At 66.4% G+C, this 26,488-nt stretch carries 23 protein-coding genes and 2 pseudogenes; 8 read left to right on the forward strand and 17 right to left on the reverse strand.

The window, feature by feature from the left end; genetic code table 11:
- A pseudogene (locus C795_RS17370) lies at nt 1-473 on the forward strand (hypothetical protein); the annotation flags it as partial.
- A 262-nt stretch (nt 474-735) separates the two neighbouring features.
- On the opposite strand, the gene phnE reads toward C795_RS17370, so the two are convergent.
- From phnE to C795_RS14885, 4 genes are all read right to left on the reverse strand, one after another.
- Nucleotides 736-2,481 carry a phosphonate ABC transporter, permease protein PhnE gene (gene phnE, locus C795_RS16410; protein ID WP_017792109.1) on the reverse strand — a complete coding sequence of 582 codons (1,746 nt, stop codon included), beginning with the start codon at nt 2,479-2,481 and terminating at the stop codon, nt 736-738.
- A gap of 71 nt (nt 2,482-2,552) precedes the next feature.
- The gene (phnC, locus tag C795_RS0102115; protein ID WP_017792110.1) at nt 2,553-3,404 is read right to left on the reverse strand and encodes a phosphonate ABC transporter ATP-binding protein; all 852 of its coding nucleotides are present in this window, start codon (nt 3,402-3,404) and stop codon (nt 2,553-2,555) included.
- A gap of 126 nt (nt 3,405-3,530) precedes the next feature.
- Complete coding sequence (locus C795_RS0102120) at nt 3,531-4,478, reverse strand: phosphate/phosphite/phosphonate ABC transporter substrate-binding protein (protein ID WP_017792111.1); 948 nt, start codon at nt 4,476-4,478, stop codon at nt 3,531-3,533.
- 82 nt (nt 4,479-4,560) lie between these two features.
- The gene (locus tag C795_RS14885) at nt 4,561-5,298 is read right to left on the reverse strand and encodes an HAD family hydrolase (protein WP_017792112.1); all 738 of its coding nucleotides are present in this window, start codon (nt 5,296-5,298) and stop codon (nt 4,561-4,563) included.
- 152 nt (nt 5,299-5,450) lie between these two features.
- Between C795_RS14885 and C795_RS17495 the strand changes: the two genes are divergently transcribed.
- Entirely contained in the window at nt 5,451-6,176 is a 726-nt protein-coding gene (locus C795_RS17495) for a GntR family transcriptional regulator (protein WP_017792113.1), read from the forward strand.
- Nucleotides 6,177-6,225: 49 nt separating this feature from the next.
- Here the strand turns inward: C795_RS17495 and C795_RS0102135 are convergent, their stop codons facing one another.
- Nucleotides 6,226-7,731, reverse strand: coding sequence for an amino acid permease (locus C795_RS0102135; RefSeq protein ID WP_051053731.1), 1,506 nt, complete (start codon nt 7,729-7,731; stop codon nt 6,226-6,228).
- A 241-nt stretch (nt 7,732-7,972) separates the two neighbouring features.
- Here C795_RS0102135 and C795_RS0102140 point away from each other — a divergent pair, with 241 nt between their 5' ends.
- Nucleotides 7,973-9,535, forward strand: a complete 1,563-nt coding sequence (locus C795_RS0102140; protein ID WP_017792115.1) for an SDR family NAD(P)-dependent oxidoreductase — start codon at nt 7,973-7,975, stop codon at nt 9,533-9,535.
- A 71-nt stretch (nt 9,536-9,606) separates the two neighbouring features.
- Here the strand turns inward: C795_RS0102140 and C795_RS0102145 are convergent, their stop codons facing one another.
- From C795_RS0102145 to C795_RS0102155, 3 genes are read right to left on the reverse strand one after another with little or no spacing between them, the layout of a single operon-like run.
- Entirely contained in the window at nt 9,607-9,960 is a 354-nt protein-coding gene (locus C795_RS0102145) for a GNAT family N-acetyltransferase (protein ID WP_017792116.1), read from the reverse strand.
- Nucleotides 9,961-10,002: 42 nt separating this feature from the next.
- Nucleotides 10,003-10,998 (reverse strand): pirin family protein, encoded by a 996-nt coding sequence (locus tag C795_RS0102150; protein WP_026139387.1) that lies wholly within the window; start codon nt 10,996-10,998, stop codon nt 10,003-10,005.
- A 7-nt stretch (nt 10,999-11,005) separates the two neighbouring features.
- On the reverse strand, nt 11,006-11,491 hold the full coding sequence (locus tag C795_RS0102155; RefSeq protein WP_017792118.1) for a carboxymuconolactone decarboxylase family protein: 486 nt from the start codon (nt 11,489-11,491) through the stop codon (nt 11,006-11,008).
- 250 nt (nt 11,492-11,741) lie between these two features.
- On the opposite strand from C795_RS0102155, the gene C795_RS14890 reads away from it, so the two are divergent.
- Complete coding sequence (locus tag C795_RS14890) at nt 11,742-12,725, forward strand: endonuclease/exonuclease/phosphatase family protein (protein WP_017792119.1); 984 nt, start codon at nt 11,742-11,744, stop codon at nt 12,723-12,725.
- A gap of 3 nt (nt 12,726-12,728) precedes the next feature.
- On the opposite strand, the gene C795_RS0102165 is transcribed toward C795_RS14890, so the two are convergent.
- Entirely contained in the window at nt 12,729-14,366 is a 1,638-nt protein-coding gene (locus C795_RS0102165) for an amidohydrolase (protein ID WP_017792120.1), read from the reverse strand.
- 268 nt (nt 14,367-14,634) lie between these two features.
- Here C795_RS0102165 and C795_RS0102170 point away from each other — a divergent pair, with 268 nt between their 5' ends.
- A complete protein-coding gene (locus C795_RS0102170; protein ID WP_017792121.1) occupies nt 14,635-15,330 on the forward strand; it encodes a DsbA family protein in 696 nt (231 codons plus the stop codon).
- Nucleotides 15,331-15,369: 39 nt separating this feature from the next.
- Here the strand turns inward: C795_RS0102170 and arfB are convergent, their stop codons facing one another.
- The 3 genes from arfB to C795_RS0102185 all read right to left on the reverse strand — a co-directional run bounded on the left by arfB (nt 15,370) and on the right by C795_RS0102185 (nt 17,158).
- Nucleotides 15,370-15,792, reverse strand: coding sequence for an alternative ribosome rescue aminoacyl-tRNA hydrolase ArfB (gene arfB / locus C795_RS0102175; RefSeq protein WP_017792122.1), 423 nt, complete (start codon nt 15,790-15,792; stop codon nt 15,370-15,372).
- 59 nt (nt 15,793-15,851) lie between these two features.
- On the reverse strand, nt 15,852-16,199 hold the full coding sequence (locus tag C795_RS0102180) for a YciI family protein (RefSeq protein ID WP_017792123.1): 348 nt from the start codon (nt 16,197-16,199) through the stop codon (nt 15,852-15,854).
- Nucleotides 16,200-16,267: 68 nt separating this feature from the next.
- Complete coding sequence (locus C795_RS0102185) at nt 16,268-17,158, reverse strand: formylglycine-generating enzyme family protein (protein WP_017792124.1); 891 nt, start codon at nt 17,156-17,158, stop codon at nt 16,268-16,270.
- Nucleotides 17,159-17,401: 243 nt separating this feature from the next.
- On the opposite strand from C795_RS0102185, the gene C795_RS0102190 reads away from it, so the two are divergent.
- On the forward strand, nt 17,402-18,676 hold the full coding sequence (locus C795_RS0102190) for an MFS transporter (RefSeq protein WP_017792125.1): 1,275 nt from the start codon (nt 17,402-17,404) through the stop codon (nt 18,674-18,676).
- A 19-nt stretch (nt 18,677-18,695) separates the two neighbouring features.
- On the opposite strand, the gene C795_RS0102195 is transcribed toward C795_RS0102190, so the two are convergent.
- The 3 genes and pseudogenes from C795_RS0102195 to C795_RS17795 all read right to left on the reverse strand — a co-directional run.
- A complete protein-coding gene (locus C795_RS0102195) occupies nt 18,696-20,288 on the reverse strand; it encodes an ABC transporter permease (RefSeq protein WP_017792126.1) in 1,593 nt (530 codons plus the stop codon).
- Complete coding sequence (locus C795_RS17790; protein WP_408605750.1) at nt 20,285-20,764, reverse strand: hypothetical protein; 480 nt, start codon at nt 20,762-20,764, stop codon at nt 20,285-20,287. The genes C795_RS0102195 and C795_RS17790 overlap by 4 nt, the downstream gene beginning before the upstream one ends.
- A 6-nt stretch (nt 20,765-20,770) precedes the next feature.
- Nucleotides 20,771-21,079, reverse strand: a pseudogene (locus C795_RS17795) (ATP-binding cassette domain-containing protein); the annotation flags it as partial.
- A gap of 306 nt (nt 21,080-21,385) precedes the next feature.
- Between C795_RS17795 and C795_RS14895 the strand changes: the two are divergent.
- A complete protein-coding gene (locus C795_RS14895) occupies nt 21,386-23,269 on the forward strand; it encodes a heavy metal translocating P-type ATPase (protein ID WP_017792128.1) in 1,884 nt (627 codons plus the stop codon).
- 35 nt (nt 23,270-23,304) lie between these two features.
- Here the strand turns inward: C795_RS14895 and chrA are convergent, their stop codons facing one another.
- Together chrA and C795_RS0102215 are read right to left on the reverse strand one after the other, a co-directional pair.
- Nucleotides 23,305-24,603 (reverse strand): chromate efflux transporter, encoded by a 1,299-nt coding sequence (gene chrA, locus C795_RS0102210; protein WP_026139388.1) that lies wholly within the window; start codon nt 24,601-24,603, stop codon nt 23,305-23,307.
- Nucleotides 24,604-24,751: 148 nt separating this feature from the next.
- Nucleotides 24,752-25,318 (reverse strand): DUF2127 domain-containing protein, encoded by a 567-nt coding sequence (locus tag C795_RS0102215; RefSeq protein WP_017792130.1) that lies wholly within the window; start codon nt 25,316-25,318, stop codon nt 24,752-24,754.
- Nucleotides 25,319-25,732: 414 nt separating this feature from the next.
- Here C795_RS0102215 and C795_RS0102220 point away from each other — a divergent pair, with 414 nt between their 5' ends.
- Complete coding sequence (locus tag C795_RS0102220; protein ID WP_017792131.1) at nt 25,733-26,191, forward strand: MarR family winged helix-turn-helix transcriptional regulator; 459 nt, start codon at nt 25,733-25,735, stop codon at nt 26,189-26,191.
- Nucleotides 26,192-26,488 lie beyond the last annotated feature (297 nt).

Raw genomic sequence — 26,488 nt, forward strand, 5'->3', positions numbered from 1 at the left:
CCATCGCCGCCGAAAACGGCGGCCCCACCGCCACCAACAACCTCGGATACCTCTGCCGCGGCCACCACACCATGAAACACCACGGCGGATTCCTCCCCACCCAAAACAACCACGGCGAATTCACCTGGACCCTCCCCACCGGCCGCAAATACTCCACCAAACCACCCAGCAAAGTCACCTTCACCACCGCCATCACCCAACCCGACCTCCACACCCGCCTACCCGACAACCTGAAACAACACCCCTACGGCACCACCGAATGGGACAATCCACCCGAACCACCTGAACCACCTGAACCACCTGAACCACCTGAAGCATCCGAAACATCCGAGACGTCCGCACAGCGACAGGGTGAACTGGGCCAAACGACAGGCCAACGTCACAGCCGGAGCCTGAGCCTGAGCCAGAGCCAGAGCCTGAACCTGAACCAGAGACAGACCAGTAGTCCGGGTAGTGGGCCGCCACCGTTCTAGCAGTCCGACAGACACACATCCGATCCGCTATGTCCATGGAGCTATGAACTGAAACATCCTCGTTACGGCGTCGGCTTCGGCTTCGGCTTCAGCACCGGCACCGGCACCGGCATCAGCATCAGCGCTCTGATTTCGGCGCACCAAACCAGAAAATCGGGGTGGGCCACTGACCCACCCCGATCACCAGGATTACTGACGAATTACAAGAATCGACAGCGTACGACAACTACGACAACTACGACAGCTACGACAGCTACGACAGCTACGACAGCAGCTTACGCAGCCACGAGGACAGCGCTTCGATCGCGAACACGATCACGAGCACGCACAGCAGCAAGAACAGCAGCTCGTGCTGGTTGATCCGGGCCGCGCTCGAGAGCATGTACCCGATACCTCCACCACCCACGATGCCGAGCACCGTAGCCGAGCGGATGTTGGTGTCGAGCAGGTAGAGCGTGTGCCCCACAAATGACGGGATCGCCTGCGGCACCGTTGCCCCCGCAAACACCTGCATGCGGGTAGCCCCCACGGTCGAGAGCGCACGCTCCGGCCCGGGCTGAACTTCCTCGAGCGAATCGGCGACCAGCTTGCCGAGCAGACCCACTCCGCCGATCCCCAGCGCCAGCACCGCAGCCCCCGGCCCAAGTCCGGTCAAGATGATGAAGAAGAGCGCGAGCAGCAGCTCCGGCAAGCCGCGAATCACCACGAGCAGGAACCGTGCCCCACCACGCACGACTGGGTTCGGGGCGACATTGCGCGCCGCGAATGTGCCAATCAGCAGCGAGAACACGACGGCGATCAGCGTCGCCGCAAACGCAATCTGCACGGTTTCGAGCAGCGCAAGCGCGGTCGCTTCCCACTTCTCGGGTGCGAGCGACGGCGGCCACAACCGACCGACGGCGATATCCAAGTTGAGCCAGAAGTTCGCGAACGACGACCCCTGGGTTCCCGCGATGATGGCCGAGGAAACCATGACCACGACCGTGCTCCACACGAGCGCGGACTGCTGCACGCGCTCAGGGGTCCAGGGGATCTTGCCCGCGCGACCCAGCTGCGCGTGCGTGGGGCGCGCGGCCTGCTTGGCAGCACGGGACCCAGCACGGGACCCGGCACGGAACTCAGCACGGGATTCGACACCGGATGCAGCACGACCGTCAGCACGCACAGAGTCCCGCACCGACCCATGGACCGACGCCTGCTCCGGATCCGAAGTGAACCGTCGCACCAGGCGCTGCCCAATTCCGCGGCCCGTGGGCTGGTGTCCGAGGAGCGAGCGCCGGATCAGCGCCGACACCACCTCGAACGCCACGCACAGCACGAAAATGATGATCGCGAACGGCATCGCCTCGCGGTAGTTCAGCGTCTGCATCGCGATGCTGAGCTGCTGGCCGAGGCCCGCGACCCCCACGAATCCGAGGATCACCGAGACGCGCAGGTTGATGTCGGTGCGGTGCAGCACGATCGCGATGTAGGCCGGCAGAATCTGTGGCCAGGTCGCACCCCAGAACTCCTGCATCCGGGTTGCCCCCGCGGCCCGCAAGGCGCGGCCCGGCCCCGGGTCAATCTGCTCAATCGCGTCAGCCGTCAGCTTCGAGATCATGCCGATCGAGTGAATCCCGAGCGCGAGCACGCCCGCGAGCGCTCCCTGACCGATCACGAGGGCGAAGATCATCGCCATGATTGCATCCGGAGCGGCACGCGAAGTGACCCCCACGAACCGCCCGATCAGACCGGTCAGCCGGTTGTGGGTCGTGTTGCGCGCGGCCAAGTAGGCGACGGGAATCGAGATCACCGCGGCCATCGCGGTGCCGCAAAACACGATCGCGAGGGTGAGCGCGCTCAGCCATACAATCTCCCCCACCGAGGGCCACACGAACGGAACCGTGCGCCCCAGGAAGGAGGCGGCATACTCGCTACCCTTGACCATCTGATCCCAGGACAGCCCAACCCCCCGAAAGGACCACAGCGCAATTGCGAGCAGGGCCGCGAGCAGAATCGCAGCGGTCACCCCGTCACGATTCGGCGCCGGCAAGGTGGGTCGCTGGGTCAGCCGCGGCCTTGGCGGCCTCGTAAGCATCGTCACAGTCGCACCCCGCTCATGTGCAGGCCGGGCACCTCAGAAAGCGAAGAAAGCGAAGGAAGCGAAGGAAGCGAGTCCAGGTCGAGCGGCTCGTCGTCCACGGCCACCTGACTGTAGATGTCCATGACGGTGCTCTCGGCCAGCCCGGCAGCCACCGTGTCGAGCACCACCTCGCCGTGACGCAGCCCAACGATCCGGTCGGCCCACGCGAGCGCAATCTCGACCTGGTGCAGGCTGCACACGACCGTGAGCCCGCGGCGCACGGCGATCTCGCGAATCAGGTTCATCACCTGCTTCGAGGACTCCGGATCAAGGGACGCCACCGGTTCGTCCGCAAGCAGAATATCGGGGTTCTGCATGAGTGCCCGGGCGATCGCGACGCGCTGCTGCTGGCCGCCCGAGAGGGTATCGGCCCGCTGGAATGCACGCTCCTCGAGACCCACCTCTTCCAGTAGATCAAGCGCGCGCACGCGCAGCGCCTTCGGGTAGCTCAGGAGCCCGAGGCGCGGGCCACGCAGCGTGGAGAGAGCACCGCTCAGCACGTTTTCCAGCACCGTGCGGGGGCCCACCAGCTCGAACTGCTGAAACACAAAGCCGATCCGGCTCCGCAGTTTGCGCAGCGCGCGTCCTCGGGTGCCCGAGACGCGTGACCCGAGCACGCTCACCGCACCCGCGGTAGGAACCTCGAGACCATTGATATGCCGCAGCAGCGTCGATTTTCCCGAGCCCGAGAGCCCCAGCAACACGACAACCTCACCCGCTTCGACGTTCAGTGAGACGGAGTTGAGCGCGGTGTTGTCGCCAAATTTCTTGGTGATGTCAGTGAGCTGGATGGCCGGTGTAGCGGTCATGAGTGCGGGTGCTCCTTGGGAGTCGGTGTACGTCGTGGGAAAGCGGCTCGGCGCTCTCGCACCGAGCCGCTTTAGCCGGAGTGGGCGCATGACAGGTGCGCGCCCACTCCGACTAGGGCCCGTGGGTTACGGCTGGCACTGAGCGGCGCCGGTCTCCTCGCAGACCTTGCGCACGCTGTCGTAGTACGAGTCCTCGACGGGCACGAGCTCGTAGAAGAACGAAGCGAACGCGTCGGTCACCTCGATGCCCTCGGCCTGGATGTCGTCACGCGTGATGCTGTTCAGCGATTCCTTCAGTGACTTCTGCACGTCAGCGGGAAGGTTCGTCGACATGACGAGCGGGGCGCCCGGCACGGTCACGCGGTTGATGACCTCGAGGTCGCCCTCCTTGAAGAGGCCGTCAGCGATTCCCGTGGTCTCAACGACCGCGTCCTCCGCGAAGCCCGCGTCACACTCGACGCCCTGAGCCGTCTTCTGAGCCGAGGCGTCGTGGCCACCCGCGAACACGGGCGTGACGTCGGTCTCGGGGTCAAGACCGGCAGCGAGCAGCTCGGCGCTCGGGTACAGGTAGCCCGAGGTTGAGCCCGGGTCGACGAAGCACACCTTCTTGCCCTTGAGATCCGCGACCGACTTGATGTCGGATCCCTTGGGCACGACCAGGAGCGACTCGTAGCCGGGCTCCTCGCCCTCCTGGGTGACCGTCACGCCGACCGGGTCGAGCTTTGCTCCGCCGTTCGTGGCGGCCACGTAGGTGAACGCCGAGAAGTTACCGATGTCGATGCGGCCAGCGATCGTGGCCTCGACGAGCGCCGCGTAGTCGGTCGACTGCACGAGCTCGACCTCCTTGCCGGTCTTTGCCGAAATGTAGTCAACGAGCGGCTGGAAGTTGCTCTCAACTGACTGCTGATCGGGCACCATGCCCATCACGAGCGTGTTCTCGTCCTTCGCGAAACCCTCCACAGCGGCACTCGACGAGCTGCCGTCCGCGGTCGCGGGCGCTGAGCAAGCTGCCAGGGTGCCCATGAGTGCAACGCCGGCTACAAGTGCGAGCGAGCGGGTAAGTGTTGACTTCAACGTGTGCCTTTCGGTTGGTAAAGCTGATAAATCTGGGGGTCTTGTGAAAATTTGGGAAAGAAAGTGGAAGGTCTGGAGCAACCTAGTCGCGCGCGAGCCTCAGCGCCCCGGCAACCCAGTCGCGGTCAATGCCCGTGAACGTCGGGGCGGTCGCGTGGACGCCCTCGCCCCAGCTCTCGGTCGTCGGCTGTACCAGCACGCTGACGCAGCCCGCGGCGAGCGCGGCCTCGGTGCCGACGCGCGAGTCTTCGAAGACGACGCAGTCTTCAGGGGCAAGGCCCAGTAGCGAGGCGCCACGCAGGTAGGGGCTCGGGTGCGGCTTGGTGAAGGTCACGTCGTTCGCGGTCACGAAATGGGCGAACATCGTAAGGTCGACGTGGCGTGCCACGGTGTCGACCCAGCGCCGGGTCGAGCTGGTCACGAGCGCGAGCGGCACCTCTGATCCAGCAAGCGAACGCAGCATTTCTTCGGCGCCCGGGCGCCACTCAATGTTGCCCTCGAGTGCCGCGAGCGTCGTGTCTTCGAGCAGTTCGGCAATCGCGGCCGCAGACCGTGAAACCTCGTACGCAGCAATGATCCGGCTGCTCGCTTGTTCGAGCGTGGCACCTTCGTACTGCAGCAGAGCGGCATCATCGATGTCATGGCCCAGTTCGCGCACACTACGGCGCACGGCATCGAGCCACGACCGCTCAGTATCGACGAGCGTGCCATCGAGATCGCACATCACGCCAACCTCGATCGTGCCGGTGTGGGGTTGCTCGGAGCGAGGCGCTGAGACCGCAGTAATGATGTTCACCTGATCATTACCGCGTGCGGTCATGGACGGCCTCGAACGCTCCGGTGAACGCAGCCTGAACAGTTGAGGACCCGGCGGCGAATGCCCCGGACCACTGCGCACTCCTGTCCACTCGGGCGCGGTTCACGGCATACGCTGATTTGGTGAACCAGGCCCCTATAAACTCCCATCGCGACGTGCAGCGCGATCTCCTCGCCCGCATCGTCGACGGGGAGTTTGCGCCCGGATCCGCGCTGCCGTCCGAGCTGCGGCTTGCCGAGCACTACGGCGTCGCCCGCGGCACCGTGCGCAACGCCCTCGCGGGCCTCGAAGACCGCGGCATGCTGAGCCCAGTGCAGGGCGCTGGCTGGATCGTTCAGTCGACGCTACGCACGCAGAGCTTCGCCGAACTGCGCTCCTTCGCGCAGTGGGCACGAGGCAAGGGCATGACGCCCGGCGGGCTCGTGCATGTCTCGGAGCTTGGAGAGGCGAGCGCGAGCGAGGCGAGAAAGCTCCGGATCGCGGCCCGCAGCCGCGTGCTGCGCGTGACCCGCACGCGCTCGCTCGACGGCCGGGTCGTCATGCTGGAGCGCACCACTTACCCCGACTGGATTGCCGATCGCATCGCTGAGATCGACTGGAACGAAACGTCAGTCGTCGACATCATGAACCAGCAGTTTGGGGTGTCGACCGCGCACGCTGATCATTCGATTGACGCGGTGCCCGCATCGAGCGCCGATGCGTCACTGCTCGGCGTGCGCCGGTCGAGCCCGCTGTTGCGGGTACGCCGGGTGAGTTTCACAAGCGGCGGGCAAGCCATTGAATACGGTGAAGACCGCTACCTGCCCGATACGGTCACGTTTCAGGTGCAGGCTTCAGGTGGCGTGAATCCGCTCACCCGAGACGAGTTCTCGGCGCGGTAGTGGGGGCCGTTCCCCACTACCGCGCCGATCACCGAGCTACGCTCGGGTATTACTGGGCGTTGGTGCTGACCTCGCCCGCGGTCTCTGCCTCGTTCTCGGCATTGGCGGCTGCAAGTGCCGCCGCGTCACGCTTCGCAAGGTTCTTGCGCACGAGCGGCCAGAACACTACGAGCGCACCGGTAGCGATGAGGCTCGCGAGCACCTGGCTGCGACCCGACTCGGTCGTGAGCATCACGATGAGCACGAACGCGATAGCCACGAACAGCAAGATGTTCAGCCACGGGTGCAGCCACATCTTGAGCTTGAGGGCAGCAACTTCGGTGGCCGACATCTTTTGGCGCATGCGCATCTGCGTGAGCGAGATGAACACGTAAACGAAGAGCGCGACGAGGCCTGCCGAGTTCATGATGAACTGGAACACGCCCGATTCGGGGGCTGCGAAGTTTACGATCGTGGCGATCACGGCGCCGCTCGTCGATGCGAGGAGCGCGAACACGGGCACGCCGCTCTTCGAACGCTTCGCAATAATCTTGGGCGCGAACCCCTCGTCAGCGAGCGCCGCAAACATGCGCGAAGCCGAGTAGAGGCCCGAGTTCAGCACCGAGATGACGGCGGTGAAGATGATGATCTGCATGATCATCGCCGCGCCGGGAACACCCAGCAGCGAGAACACGTAGGTGAACGGTGCCGACGCCACGCTCAGCGGCTCGGGCAGCTCGTTCCAGGGAACGATCATCGTGATGATCAGGATCGACCCGACGAAGAAGAGCAGGGTGCGCCAGATCACGGTGCTCGTTGCCTGCTTGATGCCCTTCGCGGGATCCTCGGACTCAGCGGCCGCCATGACGGCGATCTCAGTTCCGAAGTACGAGAAGATGACAAGCGCAACACCGGTGAGCGCAACGCCCATACCGTTTGGAGCAAAGCCGCCGTGCACCCAGAGGTTCTGCACCGAGAAGGTCGACTCAGGCCACAGACCAAATGCAAACAGCAGACCCGCGCCGATGAACACGACGATGGCGATCACCTTGATGCCCGCCAGCCAGAACTCGACCTCGCCGAATGCCCGCACCGAGATCAGGTTGGTGCCGATGAAGATGGCGATCAGGATGAGGCTCCAGCCCCAGCCCGGAATGAACGGGAACCACACGCCCATGGTCTCGCCGCCGAGAACCGCTTCGTAGGCGAGCACGCCCACCCAGAAGTACCAGTAGAGCCAGCCCACGAGGTACGCGGCCCAGTTGCCGAGGCCCACGCGGGCGTACTCCATGAAGGAGCCAATCGCGGGGCGGGCGGCAGCCATCTCGCCGAGCATGCGCATTGCGAGGAAGACGAGTAGGCCACCCAGCAGGTAGGAAAGCAGGGCGGCTGGGCCGATCTGGCGAATGATGTCGCCCGATCCGACGAACAGGCTTGCACCGATGATGCCGCCCAGGGCAATCATGGTGACGTGACGGGACCGCAGCTTCTTAGGCGCAGTCACCAGTCCCGCAGAGGTTTCTGGGGAGACCGGTTTTGAGTAGGCGTCGCTCGGGTTACGAGGCGAGGAGTCCATGCAGCATTGCTTTCTGTTGGCGTGCCGGGCCGCTCTCGCGGTCGCCGGAAAGAACTTGCACAGCCTAAACGCAACATCCCCCAAACGGAAATCACAGCAAAAATTCATGGAACTTGACGCCCAAAACTGATAAGCCACAGGCGTGGGTTTCGCCCGGTGCGAGCGCTGAATGCGGTCGCATTTACCCCGCGCCCCCTGAGCCTGAGAATGGCCGCTAGCTCGCTGGCGTAAAATAGGCCCAATGATCGATTCTTCGAGCGATTCAGCTCAGACGTCAGATTCCACCGGCAGCGCGGGCCGAATCAACCCTGACGATCTCGCGGTGGCCCTGCGGGTGCTTGCAGCAGTGCCGGCTCTGCCCGAGGACCATCCCGACTTCTTGACGGTGCGCGACGCCACCTCAACCATGTACAAGGTTGTGCGCAAGGAACGCCGCCGCAAGGAACGCGACGCAATCTTGAACGCGGACCGCGCGGTCATCGCAAACACCGCAACTGGTGCCCCCGATCGCATCGACGACGAGACGCAGGGGTTTGACCTCGAGTCCCCCACCGATGCGCCGACCGCGGGCGAACTCATCAAGCCGCAGAACTGCTACATCTGCAAGCAGCCCTACACCCGCGTCGATGCGTTCTACCATCAGCTGTGCCCCGCGTGCGCGACGTTCAGCCACGGCAAGCGCAACGCCCGCACCGATCTCACGGGCAAGCGCGCGCTGCTGACGGGCGGCCGAGCCAAGATCGGCATGCACATTGCGCTGCGTCTGCTGCGCGATGGCGCCCACACGACGATCACCACGCGATTCCCCAAGGACGCTGCCCGTCGCTTCGCGTCCCTCCCCGACTCCGCCGAGTGGATCGACCGGCTCAAGGTCGTCGGCATCGATCTGCGCGACCCCTCGCAGGTCACCGCGCTCGCCGACTCGGTCGCGGCAGCAGGCCCGCTTGACATCCTGATCAACAACGCCGCGCAGACCGTGCGCCGCTCACCCGGCTCCTACTCGCTGCTCGCCGACGCCGAACTGCAGCCACTGCCCGACGGCCCCATGCCTCCCATCGAAACGTTTGGGCGCACCGCGCAGCTGCACCCCCAGGCGCTGCAGGCATCGGTCGATGCCGATCCGGATCTTGCAGAATCGGCGCTCTCGACCGCAGCCCTCTCGACCGCGGGGCTCGCGGGTACCGTGGCCGAGGGCTTCGCGCAGACCCTCACCGCCGGTGACCTGACCGCGCTCGCAATGGCACCGGGATCGTCCTCACTCGAGAAGCATGCCGACGGCAGCGCCATCGACGCCGGCGGGCTCGTGCCCGACGTCACCCACTCGAACAGCTGGGTGCAACACGTGCAAGAGGTCGACCCGCTCGAGATGCTCGAGGTACAGCTGTGCAACACGACCGCGCCCTTCCTACTGATCAGCCGACTGCGGGCGTCGATGGCGCAGGCCAACGCGCGCCGCACCTACATCGTGAACGTCTCGGCGATGGAGGGGCAGTTCTCCAGGCGCTACAAGGGTCCTGGTCACCCGCACACCAACATGGCGAAGGCGGCCCTCAACATGCTGACCCGTACCAGCGCGGGCGAGATGTTTGAGACCGACCGCATTCTGATGACCGCCGTCGACACCGGCTGGATCACCGACGAGCGCCCCCACTTCACCAAGGTGCGGCTTGCCGAGGAGGGGTTCCACGCCCCGCTCGACCTCGTCGACGGCGCGGCCCGCGTGTACGACCCGATCGTGCGCGGCGAGGCTGGCGAGGACGTCTACGGTCGCTTCCTGAAGGACTACGAACCGAGCCCCTGGTAAATCACGCTCGATTAACCGGGCCCGGTCACTCGGGCCCGGTTTGTCATGATCGGCGCGTTTCGCGGTGCGCGCTACAGCGCCTTGATTGCCCGCAGGTGCTCGGGCCGCGGTTCGACCACGTGATCCGCTACCTCGGGGTGCTTCTTCACCCACACCGCGACGTATGGGCACACCGGCACAATCTTGTATCCCGCCGCGATCGTGTCGTCGATGGCGAACCGCACGAGCACGCCCGCGAGCCCCTGCCCGCCATACTCTGCCAGAACGCCCGTGTGGTACATCACCCGCTCGGTGGAGGCAGCGAGATCGACATACGATTCCTCCCCGATGTGCTTGGCGTCGCCGCCGCTCTCGCCGCGATCGATCAACGCATACTCGCGGTCGGCGGCGCGATGCTCGACAACAAATCGTTCGTTCGTCTTCACGGGGTCTCCTTCTCTCTCACACATTCTCGGGCTGAATCGGCGTTACCCGCGCGGCTTCAGCCGCGCGATCGGGGTGGGCGGTGCCGGCAGCGGGGGCCGCTCCCCCGGCGGAAACACGCCAAACAGGGGCCGCTTCCCGACGTCACGCGGATCCGGAGCTTCGAAGCCCAGCTCCGCCTGGTAGCGCCTGCGGTACTCGAGAATCTCGTCGTGGTCTCGGCCAATGAAGTTCCACCACATCACGATCGGCTCGCCCAGTGGCACCCCGCCGAGCAGAATCACCCGGGTCCCGTTGGGGCCCGCGGCGAGCGTTAGCGTATCGGAACCCAGCGGCACATAGCCGAGCTCGCGGTGTGCGACCGGCACCCCGTTCACGAGTAGCGCGCTGCTCTCGGCAAGCACAGCATGCTCGAAATCGGGCCGGATCGCGATCGTTACGTGAGCCCCGGGCTCAAGCAACAGCTCGGCACCGAGCAAGTCTGGCGTGAGTGTTTCTACAGGCGACGCCGCGCCCGCGAGCTCGCCAATGAACACGCGCACCGTCGCGCCCGCGAGCTCCACTGGTTCGGGCGCGTAGTGCACAAACTCGTTCTCACGGTGTCGCGTCCCGTCGGGTAGCGCGTACCAGAGCTGCACGCCGTGCAGCGTGGTCGTGCCGGGGGCGCTGATCTCCTGGTGCGTGATGCCGCGGCCCGCGATCATCAGGTTGAGTTCGCCGGGCAGCACCCAAGCCGCCGTGCCGCCCGAGTCAAGGTGATCGATACGCCCTGCGAACAGCCACGACACAGTCGCGAGCCCCGTGTGGGGATGCCGGGGCACCTCCATTCCCCCGGTGTCGGCGACGTCGTCGGGCCCGTAGTGGTCGAGGAAGCACCAGGCCCCCACGAGCGAACGCTGCCTCTGGGGTAGCGTTCGATATACGGTCATGGCGCGCAGCCCGCCCAGCGGCACGAGTCGCGGCTCGAGCACCTCAACGCTGGTGCATAGCTCGCCGGGACCCAGCATGGTCTCCTCGGGGCGCGGATCGAGATTACTCACCGCGTGCCTATGCCTCGGCCTGACGGACCACTTTGCCGCTAGCGTCACGCGGGCGCACCGGGTGCTCGCTCAAGATCGATACACGGTTGAACGCATTGATGGCAATCGCGACCCACTCTGCGGCGACAAATGCGTCTTCCCCGAGCACCGCAAGTGCGCCGGCCAGGTCGGCCTTCGCGTCCTCGTTCAACGGCAACTGAGTCGCGGCCTCGGCCACCGCGAGCAGCGCGGTTTCTCGCTCGGTAAAGATCGAGGTCTCGCGCCAGGCAGAGATCAGGTCGAGTCGCTGCTGCGGCACACCTGCTTGGCGCGCCTGCCGTGAGTGGAGGTCGAGGCAGAACGCGCAGCCGTTGAGCTGGGAGGCGCGCACGTTAATCAGTTCGAACTCGGCGGGTGTCAGTCCGCGCTTCAGCGCGGCCGTGCGAATCTCGGCCGAAAAGTTCTGCGCCGCGTTCCACGCATCCGGCATCACCTTGTCGATATACGGCCGCATGGCGCTCCCTCGCTCGTCATTCGTCGTCAGTCCTTCGCCGAGAGCCCCCTGGCTGCCCGACACTGATCAACCTGTGCTCATCTTCTCACTTGCCACCGAAGCGTGCATCTGAAGGATGGGCTTGTCGGTAGTTTTCCAGCAGCCGAAACGTGCCAACGAATCGTTGCACCGACCAACCTGTGCGCCGACGAACCTGTGCGCTGACGACCCGTTGGGCAGTTTTTCAAACCAGTTTTGTACGATCGCCTCAATGCCAGATTCTTACCGTGCCCCGGCCAATCCCCCGCAGGGCAGCCGTGCCCGCCGCACACGTTGGGCGCGAACCATCGCTGTTGTCTCGGTCGTATTGACGCTCACGATCGCGCTCCACTCCGTGCTGCCCGGATCTCTCGGCACTCTCACCGCCACGGTGCTTCCCTGGCTCGGTTGGCTACTCCCGGCGCTCACAATCGGCGCGCTGGCCACTCGGCGCCGTCGGGCCTGGATCATCACGCTCGTCCCCGCGCTTACCTGGTCGCTGCTGGTGGCACCCGCGGCTTTGCCGCTCGGCGAGGCAGGCGGATCTGTATCCGAGTCAAGCCCGCTCACGGTCGCGACCCATAACGTGCGCGGCGGCGAGGGAACCGCCATCGAGTCGGCCCGCACGCTCGCGTCCGAGGGCGCCGACCTGATCTCGCTCGTCGAGCTCACGAGCGAGGAGCGCGAGGGAGCCGCGGCCGAGCTCGCGGCGAGCCACCCCTACTCGTACCAAGTGGGCACCGTTGGGTTCTGGAGTAAGTACCCGATCGAGCAGGAGAAACCCCTCGACCTTGGCCTCGGATGGAAGCGCGCACTGTCAGCCGATGTGTTGGCCCCCGGCGGCACCGTCAGCGTGTACGTCGTGCACGCGGCCTCGTTTCGCCCGGGGTTTCAGACCGAACGGGACACCATGCTCCGTAACCTGGGCGAGCTGGTGCCGCAGGACCTCAGCGAGCGCCTTATCGTGATGGGCGACTTCAACGCGACCACCTTTGATCCGGCGCTCGGGCCACTGCTGGAGACCGTGAGCGAGCCGCGCACCTCGGGGCTGTCGTGGGGGTTCACCTGGCCGGCCGCGGCGCCCATCGCACGGATTGACCATATCTTTGAGCGCGGACTCACCGCGACCGACAGCCGCGTGCTGCCGGCGGGTGCGAGCGATCACAAGGCAATCGTGACCCGATTCACCGACGAGCCGGCTCCCGAGACGCCTTAGGTTCTATCCGCTCACCGCAACACGCTCGCGCTCAAACACGAGGTCCCCGGCGAGATAGGTGGCGAGCACCCGCGTTGCGGCGAGTTCCTCGGGCGTGACGACGCAGGGGTCACGATCGACGACGATCAGGTCGGCGTACTTGCCGGGCTCGATGCTGCCAATGTGGTTCTCGGACCGCAGCTGCCAGGCCGCATTGACCGTGTGAGCGCGCAGCGCATCGTCGCGGGAGACGCCCTTCGCGCCGTCGAGCGCGCGGCCGGTGTTGCTCAACCTGGTCATCGCGACCGACATGTTGCGAAACGGTTCGAGCGGGGTCACCGTGCCGTCGTTGTGAAACGTCGCACGCATGCCCGCCGCAAATGCCGCCTGCGCGTCGGCCCAGCGCGCGCCCGGCGCACCAAACAGCTCATCGACCAGCACGTCACCCCAGTAGTGGACGTGGTCGACAAACACGCTCGCGGTGACCCCGAGCGCTGCAGCGCGCTCAAACTGAGCCGGGGTCATCGCCCCCACGTGCTCGAGCCGAAACCGGTGGTCCGTGAGCTGGAACTCGTCAATGACCTGTTCCCACACGTCGAGCACGGTATCGATCGCGATGTCGCCGTGCGCGTGGCAGGCGAGCTGCCACCCTTCGTGCGCGTATGCGCGTGAGATCTCGAGCAGCTGCTCCGCCGAAAAGTTGGCCGCGCCGCGGTGCCCCGGGGCGAGCCCCATCGCCGCCGTCGTCGCGTTGTCGAGGTACGAAAACGATGTCGCAACGTTGCCCACCCAGGGCGACCCGTCGGCCCAGGTCTTGATCCCAATCTGGCGCACGAGATCGTCGCCGTTGTCACGCGCCACCGATGCAGAACCTCCCGGCCTGGACATCTCGTAGCCGCGCAGCCGCGCAGTGAGCCCGAATGTGGCGCGCGCCGCCCCGATGAGCGGCGCCCGATCGGGTTCCCAGGACAGGTCGCCCAGCGTCGTGACACCGGCGGCGCTCGCGCGGCGCAGCTCGGCCGCCACCAGCGCCCCAAACTCCGCATATGCGCCACCGATCAGCGGCCCCACCACCGAGTACACCGCGGCCGTTTCGAGGGCAACGCCTGTGAGGTCGCCCGCTTCGTCACGCACGTACGATGATCCGGCCGGGTCAGGGGTATCGCGGTCGAGCCCGGCGAGCCTCGCCGCGGCCGAGTTGAAGAACGCCGTGTGTCCCGAATTGTGCAAGATCACGACGGGAACGTCACCCGCGAGGGCGTCGAGGCTTTCCCGCGTGGGGTCCTGCAGCCCGCGCTGCAGCAGCGGATCCCACCCGTTCGCGAGCACCCCGCCCGGCCGCTGCGCGATGGCGTCAGTAATGAGCCGCATCACGTCGCCTGCATCGGGCACGATGACGGGGCGAATGTCGACGACATGGTCGCTCAGGAGCACCGCACTCGAGGTCGGGTGGCCGTGCGGCTCGATAAGGCCGGGGAGCAGCACGCGGTCGCCCAGTTCAATGACCTCAAGCGAGGCGATTTCATCCGGCTCGAGAGCGGCCCGCGCTTCGTCTTCGCTGCCGACGGCCGCGATCCGGCCATCCCGCACAAGTACGGCGCCTGCCTGGGGCGTCGCGTCATTCATCGTCACCACTGCGCCTACAAACAGAGTCGCGTTCACGTCATTCCTTTCGTGTGGCACCCCTGTGTGCCCCAGCGCACCCCTACGCAGTTACCCTCGCAAGTGTGCCACAGGGATGCGGCATTGTGCAGCACGAATTTTGATCCGGATCAAACGGGCAATTTCGCGGCGAGCGCCGCGTGACCGAGGCCCGCTCTCCGAGCCTCGCGGGATCCTCATATCTCGGTGACCTAATGTTGGGAATCGCAGCAATGCCGTCGCCGGATCGGGTGCCCAACGCCCGCACGACCTCAGGAGATTTCTCACGATGACCCAGCCAGCTTCGCAGTCGTGGTGGCAACGCCTCAGCACGTCAATGAAATCGTTGATCATCGCGGTGCCTGCGGTGCTCATCATTGCGGCGCTCGCCATCTCGATGTCTCTCGCGAGCCGACCGGTGCCGGTCCCTGTTCCGCAGACCGCGGCGGGGGTTCCCGAGACCGTAGCCGAGAATTCGCACGTGGTCGATGAGGTCGGCGACGATGCTCCCACGCTCGTCGAGTTTCTGGACTTCGAGTGTGAGGCCTGCGGCGCGCTCTACCCCTACATCGAGGATGTGCGCGAGCACTACGACGGCAAGATCAACTATGTCGTCCGCTACTTCCCGCTCGGTGGACACTTCAACTCGATGAACGCGGCCGTCGCCGTTGAGGCCGCCGCTCAGCAGGGCAAGTTCGAGGAGATGTTCCACGAGATGCTGCAGTCGCAGGCCGACTGGGGCGAGAAGCAGACCTCCGAGGCTCCGCGCTTTCGCGGGTACGCAGAGAAGCTCGGCCTCGACATGGCCGCGTACGACGCGGCCATCGCTGACCCGGCGACCGAGGCGCGCGTGCAGGAGGACCTCGATGCCGGCACCGCGCTCGGCGTGACGGGCACCCCCACGTTCTTCCTCGACGGCAAGCAGCTGTCGCTCACCACCCCCGACGATCTGCCCGACGCGATCGACGCGTCGCTCGCGAAGTAGCTGCTTCGGGCGCTGAGACCGCCTGATCCTAGCCGCGAGTTACTCGCCCCGCGGGCGTTGCCGCAGCTTCTTCGTCTCGGATCTGCGCGTCTTCGTGGCCAGGTGTCGACGCTTCGAGCCACGGGTGGGCTTCGTCGCTCGGCGCTTGGGCCCGTCGGGCGCGAGTGCCTCGCGCACCAGGTCGGCGAGCTTCTCGAGCGCAATCTCGCGGTTGCGCAGCTGAGAACGCTGCTCCGACGCGGTCACGGTGATGGCGCCACCGATGAGGCGCTGATCCAGCCGCGTCAGCAACCGCTCGCGCTGCGCGTCTGACAGCGCCGCCGACTCCGCGACGTTCCACGTCAGTTCGACGCGGCTGTCCGACGTGTTGACGTGCTGGCCACCCGGACCCGAGGACCGCGAGAACCGCCACCCCAGTTCCCCGGCGGGGAGGGTGAGCGCGGAAGTGACCTCAAGATCCATGTCTCTAGGTTCGCACGGATTCCAAGCCTCTCACGCTGATCCTGCTCCGGATCAATCGCTCACGGCAGGCTTTCTGGGTCGTAAAGGAACTCGCGCAGCTCTTGCGGGCAACCGCAGGCGTCCGCGAGGCGCGTCGCCCAGACGACGGCGTCGGCCCGCGTCGGCAGATTGAACACCGCGAAGCCACCCGTGATCGGCGGCGCCCCAGGGTAGCCGCCGGGTGTGACCGTGCCGTCGGCACCAATCAGCTCGGGCGCCACGCCCTCGTCGATGCCCGCGCCGAAGACCCAGACGCCAGCGGCCTTGGCCTGCGCCACTACCTTGCGGGACTCTGTGTCTGAGCGCTGCAGCGCCTCGCCCGTGAGCGTCATCGCCGCGGCGGGAAACGAGATGAGAAAGTTCGTCATAATGACGTCATTCTCGCCTCCGGCGACGCGTCACTCAACCCCCTTGCGCGACGGGCTTCGTTGTCGGGCTACGCGTCCCTGGCGCAGCGAAACCCAATGTGCGACATGCCCGTGTCTTCGGTCTGCGGCGAGCGCGCCGCGGGCCGAAAGCGCAGGCAGTAGTCGGGCGAGCACAGGTGCGATCCGCCCTTGAGCACGCGCCGGGTTGGGCCAGCGCCGGCCCCGGTCTCTGTCGCCGCCAGCAGATTCGTGCGCCCGCCCGCATCCGCCCCGATCCGATCGTGCAGAATGTGCCGCGGGGCATAGAAGTCGCTCGTCCACTCCCACACGTTGCCGATCATGTCGAAGAGGCCGTAGCCGTTGGCCGGGTAGGAGCCGACGGGGGCGGTGCCGCCGTCGCCCTGGTTGTCGTAGGGGAACCGCCCGATCCAGGAGTTTGCCTGCGGCACTCCGCCCGGGTACGGCTCGTCGCCCCAGGCGAACTCAGCGCCCTCGCGGCCACCCCGCGCCGCATACTCGTGCTCGGCCTCCGTGGGGAGCCGCGCGCCCGCCCATGCGGCGTACGCCGCGGCGTCCTCGTACGCGATGTGCACCGCCGGATGTTCCGGGCGGTCGCTCGCCGCGGTTCCTGGCCCGAATGGCGCCCGCCAGTAGGCTCCCGGTTGCCACCGCCACCAGTTGCGCCACTCGGCCAGGTTGACCGGGCCGGCCGTCGGCGTGAACACCATGGCCCCCGGCACCAGGTCGGCGGGGTTCGCACCGGGAAAGTCCTGCGGGTCGAGCGGCCGCTCTGCCACGGTGACATACCCCGTGTCATCGACGAATCGCGCATACTCGGCGTTGGTGACCTCGTAGCGGTCGATCCAAAACGGCTCGATCACACGCTCGTGTACCGGGCCCTCATCTGCGTAGAACCGCTCGGACCCCATGCGGGTGGTGCCACCGCTGATCAGCACCATGTCGCGGCCTGGCCGCGCTGCGCTCTTGCTCATGCTCGGGCCTGAACCGTGCGTCTGCCGGTGGCCGGGCGGTGAATCATCCTTGAATCCATGGCTCCAGCGTAGCGGGGTGAGACCATGAATTTGACAGTCAAGTGACTTGTCATGGATCATGACAAGTGGCGTGGCGCAAGTGCTCCACCTCAGGGATGGAATGACCCGTCCCTGGTCCCGGCACCGATGCCGAACCCGAGAGGAATCCTGGTGAGCAGCGAAGCGACAACCCAGACGCACGACGGCAACCCACGCGTACCCCTGGGCGTACGCAATGGCAGCGCGACATTTGTGATCGCCATCGTCGGCGTCTTGACGGCCAACATTGTGCCGCTCGTCATGACAGTGTTCACCGACCGCCTCGGGTTCAGCTTCATCACGGCGGGGCAGATCATCACCTGGAGCCTCGCGGGCTCCGCAATCGTCGGACTCGGTACGGCGCGCTGGGCCGCGGGCGAGCGTCGCAGGCCCATCGGGGCGATTGGCCTCTCAGTCGCTGCCATCGGCTACAGCGCAGCGGCCATCGCGAGCGCCCCCGAGGTCGTCATTGCCGACTTCATCATCGCGGGATTCGGATCCGGAGCCGCGCTGTCGAGCTCCGGAGCGGCCATGGCCGCGATTCGAAACCCCAACCGCGTTTCAGCCGCCTACGGATTCTTCAATCGGGTGCTCGTGATGATCGCCCTCGTCACGCTCCCCCTCATCGGCCTCGCCCAGTTCACCGTGTTCGGCGCACTCGCGATCGCAGCGATCGCTGGCCTGGCGCTCGTGATCTGGCTGCCAAACACTCCCCAGCTCGCGGAGCCAGCCGAGGTCACCATGACGCTCAGCATCGCAGCCCCCAAGCGCATCAAGGTCGCCGGCATCGTTCTGCTGATCATCTTCCCGCTGTGGGGTATGAGCGAGGACTCCGTATTTGCTATGACGGGAGTCATCACCGAGCAGCGCGGGATCACCGAGCAGCAGTTTGGCGCGATCCTCGGCATCGCCTCGGTCGTCGGCGCCATCATCACCGGCATCCTGTTGCTCGTAGGCAACAAGATCGGCCGCGCGCTACCGCTCGCGATTTCGCTCGGCCTCGCGGGCTTGTCGAAGCTGCTCATCGCCTTCAGCACCGACCCCACCACCATTTCGGTGCTGATCGCGTTTGACAACGCCAACTTTGGCGTCGCCATGGTGATGTTCATTGCGACGGGCGCGGGTCTCGACGCCCGCGGCCGCTGGTCGGCACCGCTGACGAGCGCCTACATCGTCGGGTCGAGTTTCGCGCCGCTCTTTGGCGCGTGGCTGGCGGAGACCGCGGGCATCCAAGGATTTGGCATCGTGATCTCGCTCGTGTGCTGGGGCATCGCGATCCCAGCGGTGATGGTCGCCCGCATCTCCACGAAGGCCGAGCGGGCGCTCGTGCGCGCGGCCGAACGCGAAGCCGAATCGCAGGTGTCCATGGAGGAGCGCCCCCGCGATCTGAGCGTCGCGGGCCTCTAGTCGCTAGTCGCTAGTCGCCCTACGTCGCCAGGTCCCGGCGCCGATACCCCGCAAACCCGATCGCGATCAGCAGCGCGGTCACCGCGATGACCCCGAGCAGACCCCACCCGTTCGCGTCGGCCAGGGTGACGTTGGGCACATGCCAGAACGGGCTGATGGCGAGAATCGAGTCCCACAGCTTGAACGTGGGCCCGAGCAGTGTCAGCGCGAACGAGATCAGCACGCCGGCCCATGCCGCAATCGACACAGCCGGGCGCGCGCCCACGACGAGCACCGCGACCGCGATCACGGCCCAGATCGCGGGCACGGTGACGGCGGCTTGCGAGACGGCGTCACCAAACTTCACGCCGACGTTCGCGGTTGAGGCGAGCGCCGCCACCAGCGTCCCCGCAATCATCAGAAACACCGACGACGCGACCAGCGCCAGCAGCACATTGCTGCCGTAATAGCGCGCACGCCCCAGCGCCGTTGCCAGCAACGGTTCGCCCCTCCCCTCCTCCTCTTCGATGCGCACCTTGAGCATGATTTGCGCGCCCGGCACCGACGCGATGATGCCGAGCAGGCTGAAGATGGTGACGAGGAACGCCGAGACGAGGTGATCCGGCGTGGTCGCGCCCGAAGCAAGGATGTGCGCCACCGCGCTATCCGCACCCAGAATGTCCTTGATCGAGGTCGCGAAGAACCCGAACACGAACCCCAGCACCACGAAGGCAATCGTCCAGGTGATGAGAGGTGCACGGTTGAGCCGCAGCGCCAGGCCAAACACCCCCGTGGTCCTGCCGCGCGTGGGTCCCGGCCGCGGGGCGAACGCGCCCTGCCCAAAGTCGCGCCGTGACTGCAACACGAACGCGACCACGAGGGCAGCGACCGTGAACGCGAGGGCGTACCAGAGCGGCCACCAGTGGCTGCCCGAGGCCGGCTTGGTTTCGGTCATCCAGCCGAGCGGATTCGCCCAGATTGTCCAGGATGGTGCGTCAACCGAGTAGGCGAAGCCGCGCAGCAGAAACAGGGTTCCGAGCGTGCCCACCGCGATCGAGTTGGCGGTGCGGGCATCGGATCCCAGCTGCGCAGCTATCGCGGCCACCGCGGCAAACATCCACCCGGTCGCGGTAAACGTCGCCCCCAGCAGCATCGAGGCCTCCCAGCCCCCGCCGCACCACACCGTCACGATCCCGGCGATGCCCCCGGCGAGCACGGAGCCGATGAGCCCCAGACACACCCCGGTGAGCAAGCGGCTCGTGCGCCCGAGCACTCCCGAGGCCAGAAGCTCGGCCTGCCCCGAGTCCTCCTGTGCGCGGGTCGCCCGACTAACCGCAAAGATGGCGCCGAGCGCTGCGAGAAACCCGCCGAGCCCGAGCGAGCGCCACGCGTTAAACCCGTCCGTTGTGCTCAGATCGAACGCGGGCCCGAAGATCAGCCCGATGGCGGGGTTCGCGCCGATCCCCGCCGCCAGCCCCGCACGGTCCTGCGCGGTGGGAAACACCCACGGATAGACCAGCACCGACGAGGTCGACAGCGCAGTCAAGATGAGAATCCAGGGTGCAAATCTTCGACCGTCCTGTTTGACCGTCGCCTTCAGGAGCGGCCCGGTACCGGCAAGGGTCGCGGTCATCGGTCTGCCGATTCATCACCCTCAGCCTCGTAGAGGCTGAGGAACAGGCTTTCGAGCGACGGCGGCTCGACAGTGAGCGAGTCAATTCCGAAGCCGGTCAATCGCGCCATTGCTTCGCCGATTCGAGGTGATTCGACCGTCGCCGTCAGCCGGTTCCCGTCAAGCTGCGCATCGTGCAGCATCGAGAAATCCGCGTGGGCCGGGAGCCGCTGCAGCGTCGCGTGCAGCCGGGAACGGCTGTGACCGCGCAATTCGGCCAGGGTGCCTTCGCGCACGACTCGCCCGTCACGAATGATCGTGACCCGGTCGGCCAGCGACTCCGCCTCGGCGAGGATGTGACTCGAGAGCAGCACCGAGGCTCCGCGATCTTTGGCCTCGCCAATGGCCTCCTGGAACACATTCTCCATGAGGGGGTCGAGCCCGCTGGTCGGTTCGTCAAGAATGAGCAACTCAGCATCAGACGAGAGCGCCGCCACAATCGCAACTTTTTGCCGGTTGCCCTTCGAATACTGGCGGCCGCGCTTGGACGGGTCAAGCTCGAACCGATCGATCAGTTCCTCGCGCCGCCGCTCGTTGAGCCCACCGCGCAGCGCACCGAGCAGATCGATGGCCTCACCGCCCGTCATGCCGGGCCATAGCGACACGTCCCCTGGAACGTAGGCGAGGCGACGATGCAGGCTCACCACGTCGCGCCAGGGGTCACCGCCCAACAGCCGCACACTGCCACTGTCAGGTCGCAGTAACCCCAACAGCACGCGAATCGTGGTCGACTTACCAGCACCGTTGGGTCCCAAGAACCCCTGAACAGTGCCGCGCTCGACCACCAGGTCGAGGCCATCTAGGGCACGATACTTGCCAAAGGACTTTGTCAGGGCCGCTACCTCGACCACTGCGTCGCTGTTCACGCTACTCACGTTGCTCCCTCATCGTCGAGGCGAAATCTGCTTCCGAGCGGCCCCGCGAAGGGGTCACTTCTAGTATCGCGCGAAACTGGCCCGGCGGCTCGACCGTGCAAGTTATGGCATGGTAAGTCTCAGGATCGTTCGCACTTACCGCATCTGGCGCGAGGCACCTCGCCCAATGCTCGGAGGACACACATGGGTAGTTTCGTGGCGTTGGCACGCCGATACTGGGCAGTCACACTTACCCTGACGATCGGGCTGATCGGCCTGGGGCTCGCGGTTTCGGGAGCCGGTGCCGTAGTCCCCTGGATCTTCAGTGCCTACGCGCTCGCGGTGGCGGCTTGGCAGGGCATCAGCATGGTGCGCGACATCTTGCGCGGCCACTGGGGGCTCGACATTCTGGCGATCACCGCCATCATCGCGACTGTCGCGGTCGGCGAGTACATTGCAGCCGTTCTCGTGGTGCTGATGCTCACGGGCGGCGAGGCGCTCGAAAGCTACGCAAACAATCGCGCCAAGCGCGAGCTCGATGCGCTGCTGGCGCGCGCCCCGCAACTCGCGCACCGGATCGAAGGCCAAGCCATTGTCGAGGTGCGGGCAGAGGACGTGCGGCCCGGTGATCTGTTGCTCGTGCGCCCGAGCGAGGTCGTGCCGGTCGACGCCGTGCTGCGCGCTGATGCGGCCTCGGTCGATCAGTCCTCGCTCACCGGCGAGAGCGTGCCGGTCGAGAAAATCGCGGGCGATCCGCTCATGAGCGGCTCGGTCAACGGCCACACCGCGATCGAGGTCGTCGCGACGGCCAGCGCTGCCGACAGCCAGTACCAGCAGATCGTGTCGCTCGTCGCCGAAGCCGCCGCGACCAAGGCTCCGGTCGTGCGTCTGGCCGACCGCTACGCGGTGCCGTTTACGCTGTTCTCCCTCGCCCTCGCGAGCATCGCCTGGTGGGTGTCGGGCGACCCGGTGCGCTTCGCGGAGGTACTCGTGCTCGCGACGCCGTGCCCGCTGCTCATCGCGGCCCCGGTCGCGTTCATCGGCGGCATGAGTCGCGCCGCCCGCAACGGCGTGATCGTCAAGAGCGGCGGGGCGCTCGAAAAACTAGCATCGACCAAGACCGCGGTGTTCGACAAGACCGGCACCCTCACGTACGGCGCCCCGGCGCTCGCGGAGATCCGGCCCGAGGCGGGCTTCTCCGATCGCGAACTACTCACGGCCGTGGCATCGGCCGAGCAGTACTCATCGCACGTGCTCGCGGCCGCGTTCATTGCCGCCGCGCACGAACACGGGCTGCCACTCGCCGAGGCCGACTGGGCGCGCGAGGAGGCGACGAACGGGATCCGGGCACAGATCGAGGGCCGCGAAGTGCTCGTGGGCAAGTTCGCCTTCGTGGCGAGCGCGGCACCGGACGCGACGCGCACCGCCATCGCGCCAGGCCAGCTCGCCGTGTATGTGGCCATCGGCGGTCGCTACGCCGGATCCTTGGTCGCACGCGATCACCTGCGCGAAAACGCGGGCGACACCCTCGCTCGGCTCACGGAACTGGGCGTGCAGCGCACCATGATTCTCACCGGCGATGCGCGCGAGACCGCCGAGCACATCGCCGCCGAGTTGGGCATCACCGAGGTACAGGCCGAGCTGTTGCCGGTCGATAAGGTGCACGCGGTGCGCGACATCACCGAACGCCCGGTAATGATGGTGGGTGACGGCGTGAACGATGCGCCGGTGCTCGCCGCCGCCGACATCGGCATCGCGATGGGGGCGAAGGGCGCGACCGCCGCGAGCGAGTCGGCCGACGTCGTGATTCTCGTCGACGACATCTCGCGCGCGGCCAAGGCCGTCGAGATCGGCCACGACACCGTGCGCATCGCACTGCAGAGCATCTGGCTCGGCATTGCGGTGAGCGTGGGGCTCATGTTTGTCGCCGCGTTTGGCCTAATCCCGGCGACCGCGGGCGCGCTGCTCCAGGAGGTCGTCGACCTCGCGGCCATCCTCAGCGCGCTGCGTGCCATCGGGGGCCGGCGCGACGCACGCCAAGCTGCGCGGGCGCAGCTGCAGCGCGCGCAGGCATCGGGATCGCACTGATCCGGATCGCACTGATCCGGATCACGCCCGTCGCGCTACAGCAGCAGCCAGCCCGCGATCCCGGCCGCTATGACGACGGCCCAAGCGGGAGTGCGCCACCTGTGGAGCGCGACAAAGGCGACAGCAGCGAGCGCCAGCGACAGCGGGCTCGTGATGCCCGAGGTGAACACGGGCGTGTAGAGGGCGGCCGCGAGCAGGCCAACGACGCCGGCGTTCACGCCCGCAAGCACGCGCTGAGCGCGGGGAGCCCGCCTGAGCTGACTCCAAAACGGCAGCGTGCCGACGACGAGGAGCGCCGCGGGCAGAAAGATCGCGAGGAGCGCGATGGCGGCCCCGACCAGGTTGATCCCGGGCGCAGTTGGCTCGTTCCCCGGTGATCCGGCGATTCCGCCCAGGTAGGCAGCGAAGGTGAAGAGCGGGCCGGGCACGGCCTGGGCCGCGCCGTATCCCGCAAGGAACGCGCTCTCGCTCACGAGCCCCGTCTGCACGGTGTCGGCTTCGAGCAGCGGCAGCACGACGTGGCCGCCACCAAATACGAGCGACCCCGCACGCGCAAACACCGTGAACAGGGTGAGCGCGAGGTTTCCGGTCGCGTGCGCGAGCAACGGTAGCACCGTGAGCACGGCCGCGAGGATCGCAGCGTAGGCCCCGAGGCACGCGACCGCGAGCGCGCGCGGCACCCGCACTGCGAACGTGGATGCGGGTACGGGTGCGGGTGCGGGTGCGAGTGACTGTGCAGAGGCCGGTTCCTCGCTCATAATGGGGGTGCGCAGCCAAAAGAAGCCAGCGAATCCCGCCGCAACCATCGCCGCAACCTGCGCGAGAGCGCCGGGCACCAGCAGCACCACGACCAGGCTCAGCACCGCAATCGTCGCGCGCTTTGCGTCGGGTGTGAGGGTCTTGGCCATGCCAAGCACCGCGTGCGCCACCACGGCGACCGCGGCGGCCTTGAGTCCATGGATCCATCCGGCTTCAGACACATCGCCGAGCGCGGTGACGCCCCACGCGAACGCCACGAGCAACAGCGCCGAGGGCAGGGTAAACGCGGTCCAGGCCGCGACCAAACCGGCGAGCCCGGCGCGCTGCAGCCCCAGCGCCATGCCCACCTGGCTCGACGCGGGGCCGGGAAGAAACTGGCACAGCGCCATCAGGTCCGCATATGCGGCATCGTCGAGCCATTTGCGGCGCTCGACAAACGCTTCCCTGAAGTATCCGAGGTGGGCGACCGGGCCACCAAAGGCCGTCAGCCCGAGCTTCAGAAAGGCCCAGAACACCTCAGCGACCGTACCCGGGTGCCTCCCATGCTCGTGCGGAGGCGCGTTGACCGGGCTCATTCTGCCCATTCTCGCGGGTAGGCGCAGGCAGGGACAAGGGGGCGATGGTGAACATTTGGGGAACCGTGATCGCTGGTTTGGGACAGCCGCGATCCGGAACCGCTGTGACTGGCCCCGCGGGCGCTTGCTCAGTGGGCAATTTGCGCCGCTAGTGTTTGCGCAGCACCCACGCCTGGGTCGAGCGCAGGGAGTCGCGCAGCGTGCGATGGTTACGCCATTCGCGCCAGGTGAGCACCACGATTGCGGCATCGAGCACGGTGAGCGCGATGATGAACGGCGAAGGTGCGACGACTATTTCATAGATTTGATAGCCGAGAAAGAGGAGTAGCGCGGCAATCGCCCAGGGATAAACGCGCCTCGAACCGACGACGAGCGCCACCACGATCGCCAGCTTCACAACGCCGTGCAGCAGCATATACAGGCTCAGGAAGGTCGCCGATTGACCGTGCAGGTGGGCGGCACCGTGCAGCAGGAGGTTTGCGAGCAAGTCATCGGGGTCTTCCGCGAGTTCTTTCGCGGTGATCGCGTGGGCGGTGTGAAGGAGCTGCTGGGGCGGCAGCACCAACAACACCGTGCCGCCGATGAGTTCGACTAGCCCGTCGAGTCCCTTGAGAAACACCCCGACCAGGAACACGAGGTCCATGATGCGCGCGCGCAGCGGAATAGACGCTGCGTGTGCGAGAGCTGCGGAGCCATCGCCCGTCGGGTGTGCCACCTGCTCACCGTAACACTCGAGCGCACGAAAGAGGGTCCATGATTCTCACGTCGCTGCGACGAGCTAATGCCGCGGGTTAGCTCGCGCTAGGTGCATCGCTGGATGTCTCGCCGAGTGTCTCGCTGAGCGGAGTGGGGCAGCGCAGATGAGTCGGCTTGCCGGGCCCACCGCGCGCTACCGAGTGGTCCTTCATCGGTTCGCTGCAGACCGGGCATTTGGGATTTGCGGGCGGCACGTAGGCCGGCTCGTTCGGATCTCCCAATTGAGCGGCCCCCTCGAACTGGTACAGGAGCCGACGCACAGCGTTACCAAAGCCCGGCAGTCCGTCCCAGCGAGTCTCATGCCACAGTCGTCTTTTTCGTTCGCGCACAAACGAAATCCTAACACATCTTGTTTGTGCACTAACGAGATAGCATGGAGGGCATGGACGCCCTTCCCGAGGATCTACTCGAGCTCGACCAGCAGGTCTGCTTCGCGCTCGCAGTAGCGAGCCGCAGCGTGATCGGCGCGTACCGCCCGATCCTCGAACCGCTCGGCCTCACTCACCCGCAGTACCTGGTGATGCTCGCGCTCTGGGGCAATGCCCCGCTGCGCTTTGGCGAGATTGCCAAGATGCTGCACTTCGACCGCGCGTCCCTGTCGCCCCTCGTGAAGCGACTCGAGCACGCGGGGCTGATCGAGCGCGTGCCCGTTGAGGGCGACGAGCGCACGTTCGCGCTCATTACCACCGAGGCCGGTCAGGCGCTGCGCGAGCAGGCGCTGTCAGTGCCGCCCGCGGTCATCAAGCGCCTCGGGCTCCCCCTTGAGCGACTTGTCGCGCTGCGCAATGAACTCTCGACCGTGATCGCCGCGGTCGGGCCCGTGCAGGCCTAGCGCGGGGCAGCCAAACGCCCGCGCCCGTTACTACACGACTATCCATGCGCAAACAGGTTGGGCAACTTCGCATGGGGCAGGGTAGCCCGAGGCGTTATTTCGCACGCCCACGAGCTGCGACTACGCTCATTTACTGCCAGCAATCTTCGACAGGTGATATTTTCCAGCCCGAACTCTACTGAGACCGCTGACCCGACGATTTTCACCACAGCTGCGTTTCCGTCGCGCTGCACCGCGCCTGATGGCTTTGTCCTCACCCTGCGCCGTTCCCGACAGCACCGGCGACGCCCGTGGCCC

The organism is Leucobacter salsicius M1-8 (assembly GCF_000350525.1).
Classification (GTDB): domain Bacteria; phylum Actinomycetota; class Actinomycetes; order Actinomycetales; family Microbacteriaceae; genus Leucobacter; species Leucobacter salsicius.

Bases quoted from the DNA above. Each gene is read 5' to 3' on its own strand.
- C795_RS0102195 (WP_017792126.1), bottom strand. From the start codon at position 20,288: ATGACCGCGACCCTTGCCGGTACCGGGCCGCTCCTGAAGGCGACGGTC.
- C795_RS0102155 (WP_017792118.1), bottom strand. From the start codon at position 11,491: ATGCGGCCGTATATCGACAAGGTGATGCCGGATGCGTGGAACGCGGCG.
- C795_RS0102135 (WP_051053731.1), bottom strand. From the start codon at position 7,731: ATGGACTCCTCGCCTCGTAACCCGAGCGACGCCTACTCAAAACCGGTC.
- C795_RS0102180 (WP_017792123.1), bottom strand. From the start codon at position 16,199: ATGACGAACTTTCTCATCTCGTTTCCCGCCGCGGCGATGACGCTCACG.
- C795_RS14885 (WP_017792112.1), bottom strand. From the start codon at position 5,298: ATGACCGCACGCGGTAATGATCAGGTGAACATCATTACTGCGGTCTCA.
- C795_RS14895 (WP_017792128.1), top strand. From the start codon at position 21,386: ATGGGTAGTTTCGTGGCGTTGGCACGCCGATACTGGGCAGTCACACTT.
- C795_RS0102185 (WP_017792124.1), bottom strand. From the start codon at position 17,158: ATGGTGCTGATCAGCGGTGGCACCACCCGCATGGGGTCCGAGCGGTTC.
- chrA (WP_026139388.1), bottom strand. From the start codon at position 24,603: ATGAGCCCGGTCAACGCGCCTCCGCACGAGCATGGGAGGCACCCGGGT.
- C795_RS14890 (WP_017792119.1), top strand. From the start codon at position 11,742: ATGCCAGATTCTTACCGTGCCCCGGCCAATCCCCCGCAGGGCAGCCGT.
- C795_RS0102170 (WP_017792121.1), top strand. From the start codon at position 14,635: ATGACCCAGCCAGCTTCGCAGTCGTGGTGGCAACGCCTCAGCACGTCA.
- phnC (WP_017792110.1), bottom strand. From the start codon at position 3,404: ATGACCGCTACACCGGCCATCCAGCTCACTGACATCACCAAGAAATTT.
- C795_RS0102140 (WP_017792115.1), top strand. From the start codon at position 7,973: ATGATCGATTCTTCGAGCGATTCAGCTCAGACGTCAGATTCCACCGGC.
- arfB (WP_017792122.1), bottom strand. From the start codon at position 15,792: ATGGATCTTGAGGTCACTTCCGCGCTCACCCTCCCCGCCGGGGAACTG.
- C795_RS0102220 (WP_017792131.1), top strand. From the start codon at position 25,733: ATGGAGGGCATGGACGCCCTTCCCGAGGATCTACTCGAGCTCGACCAG.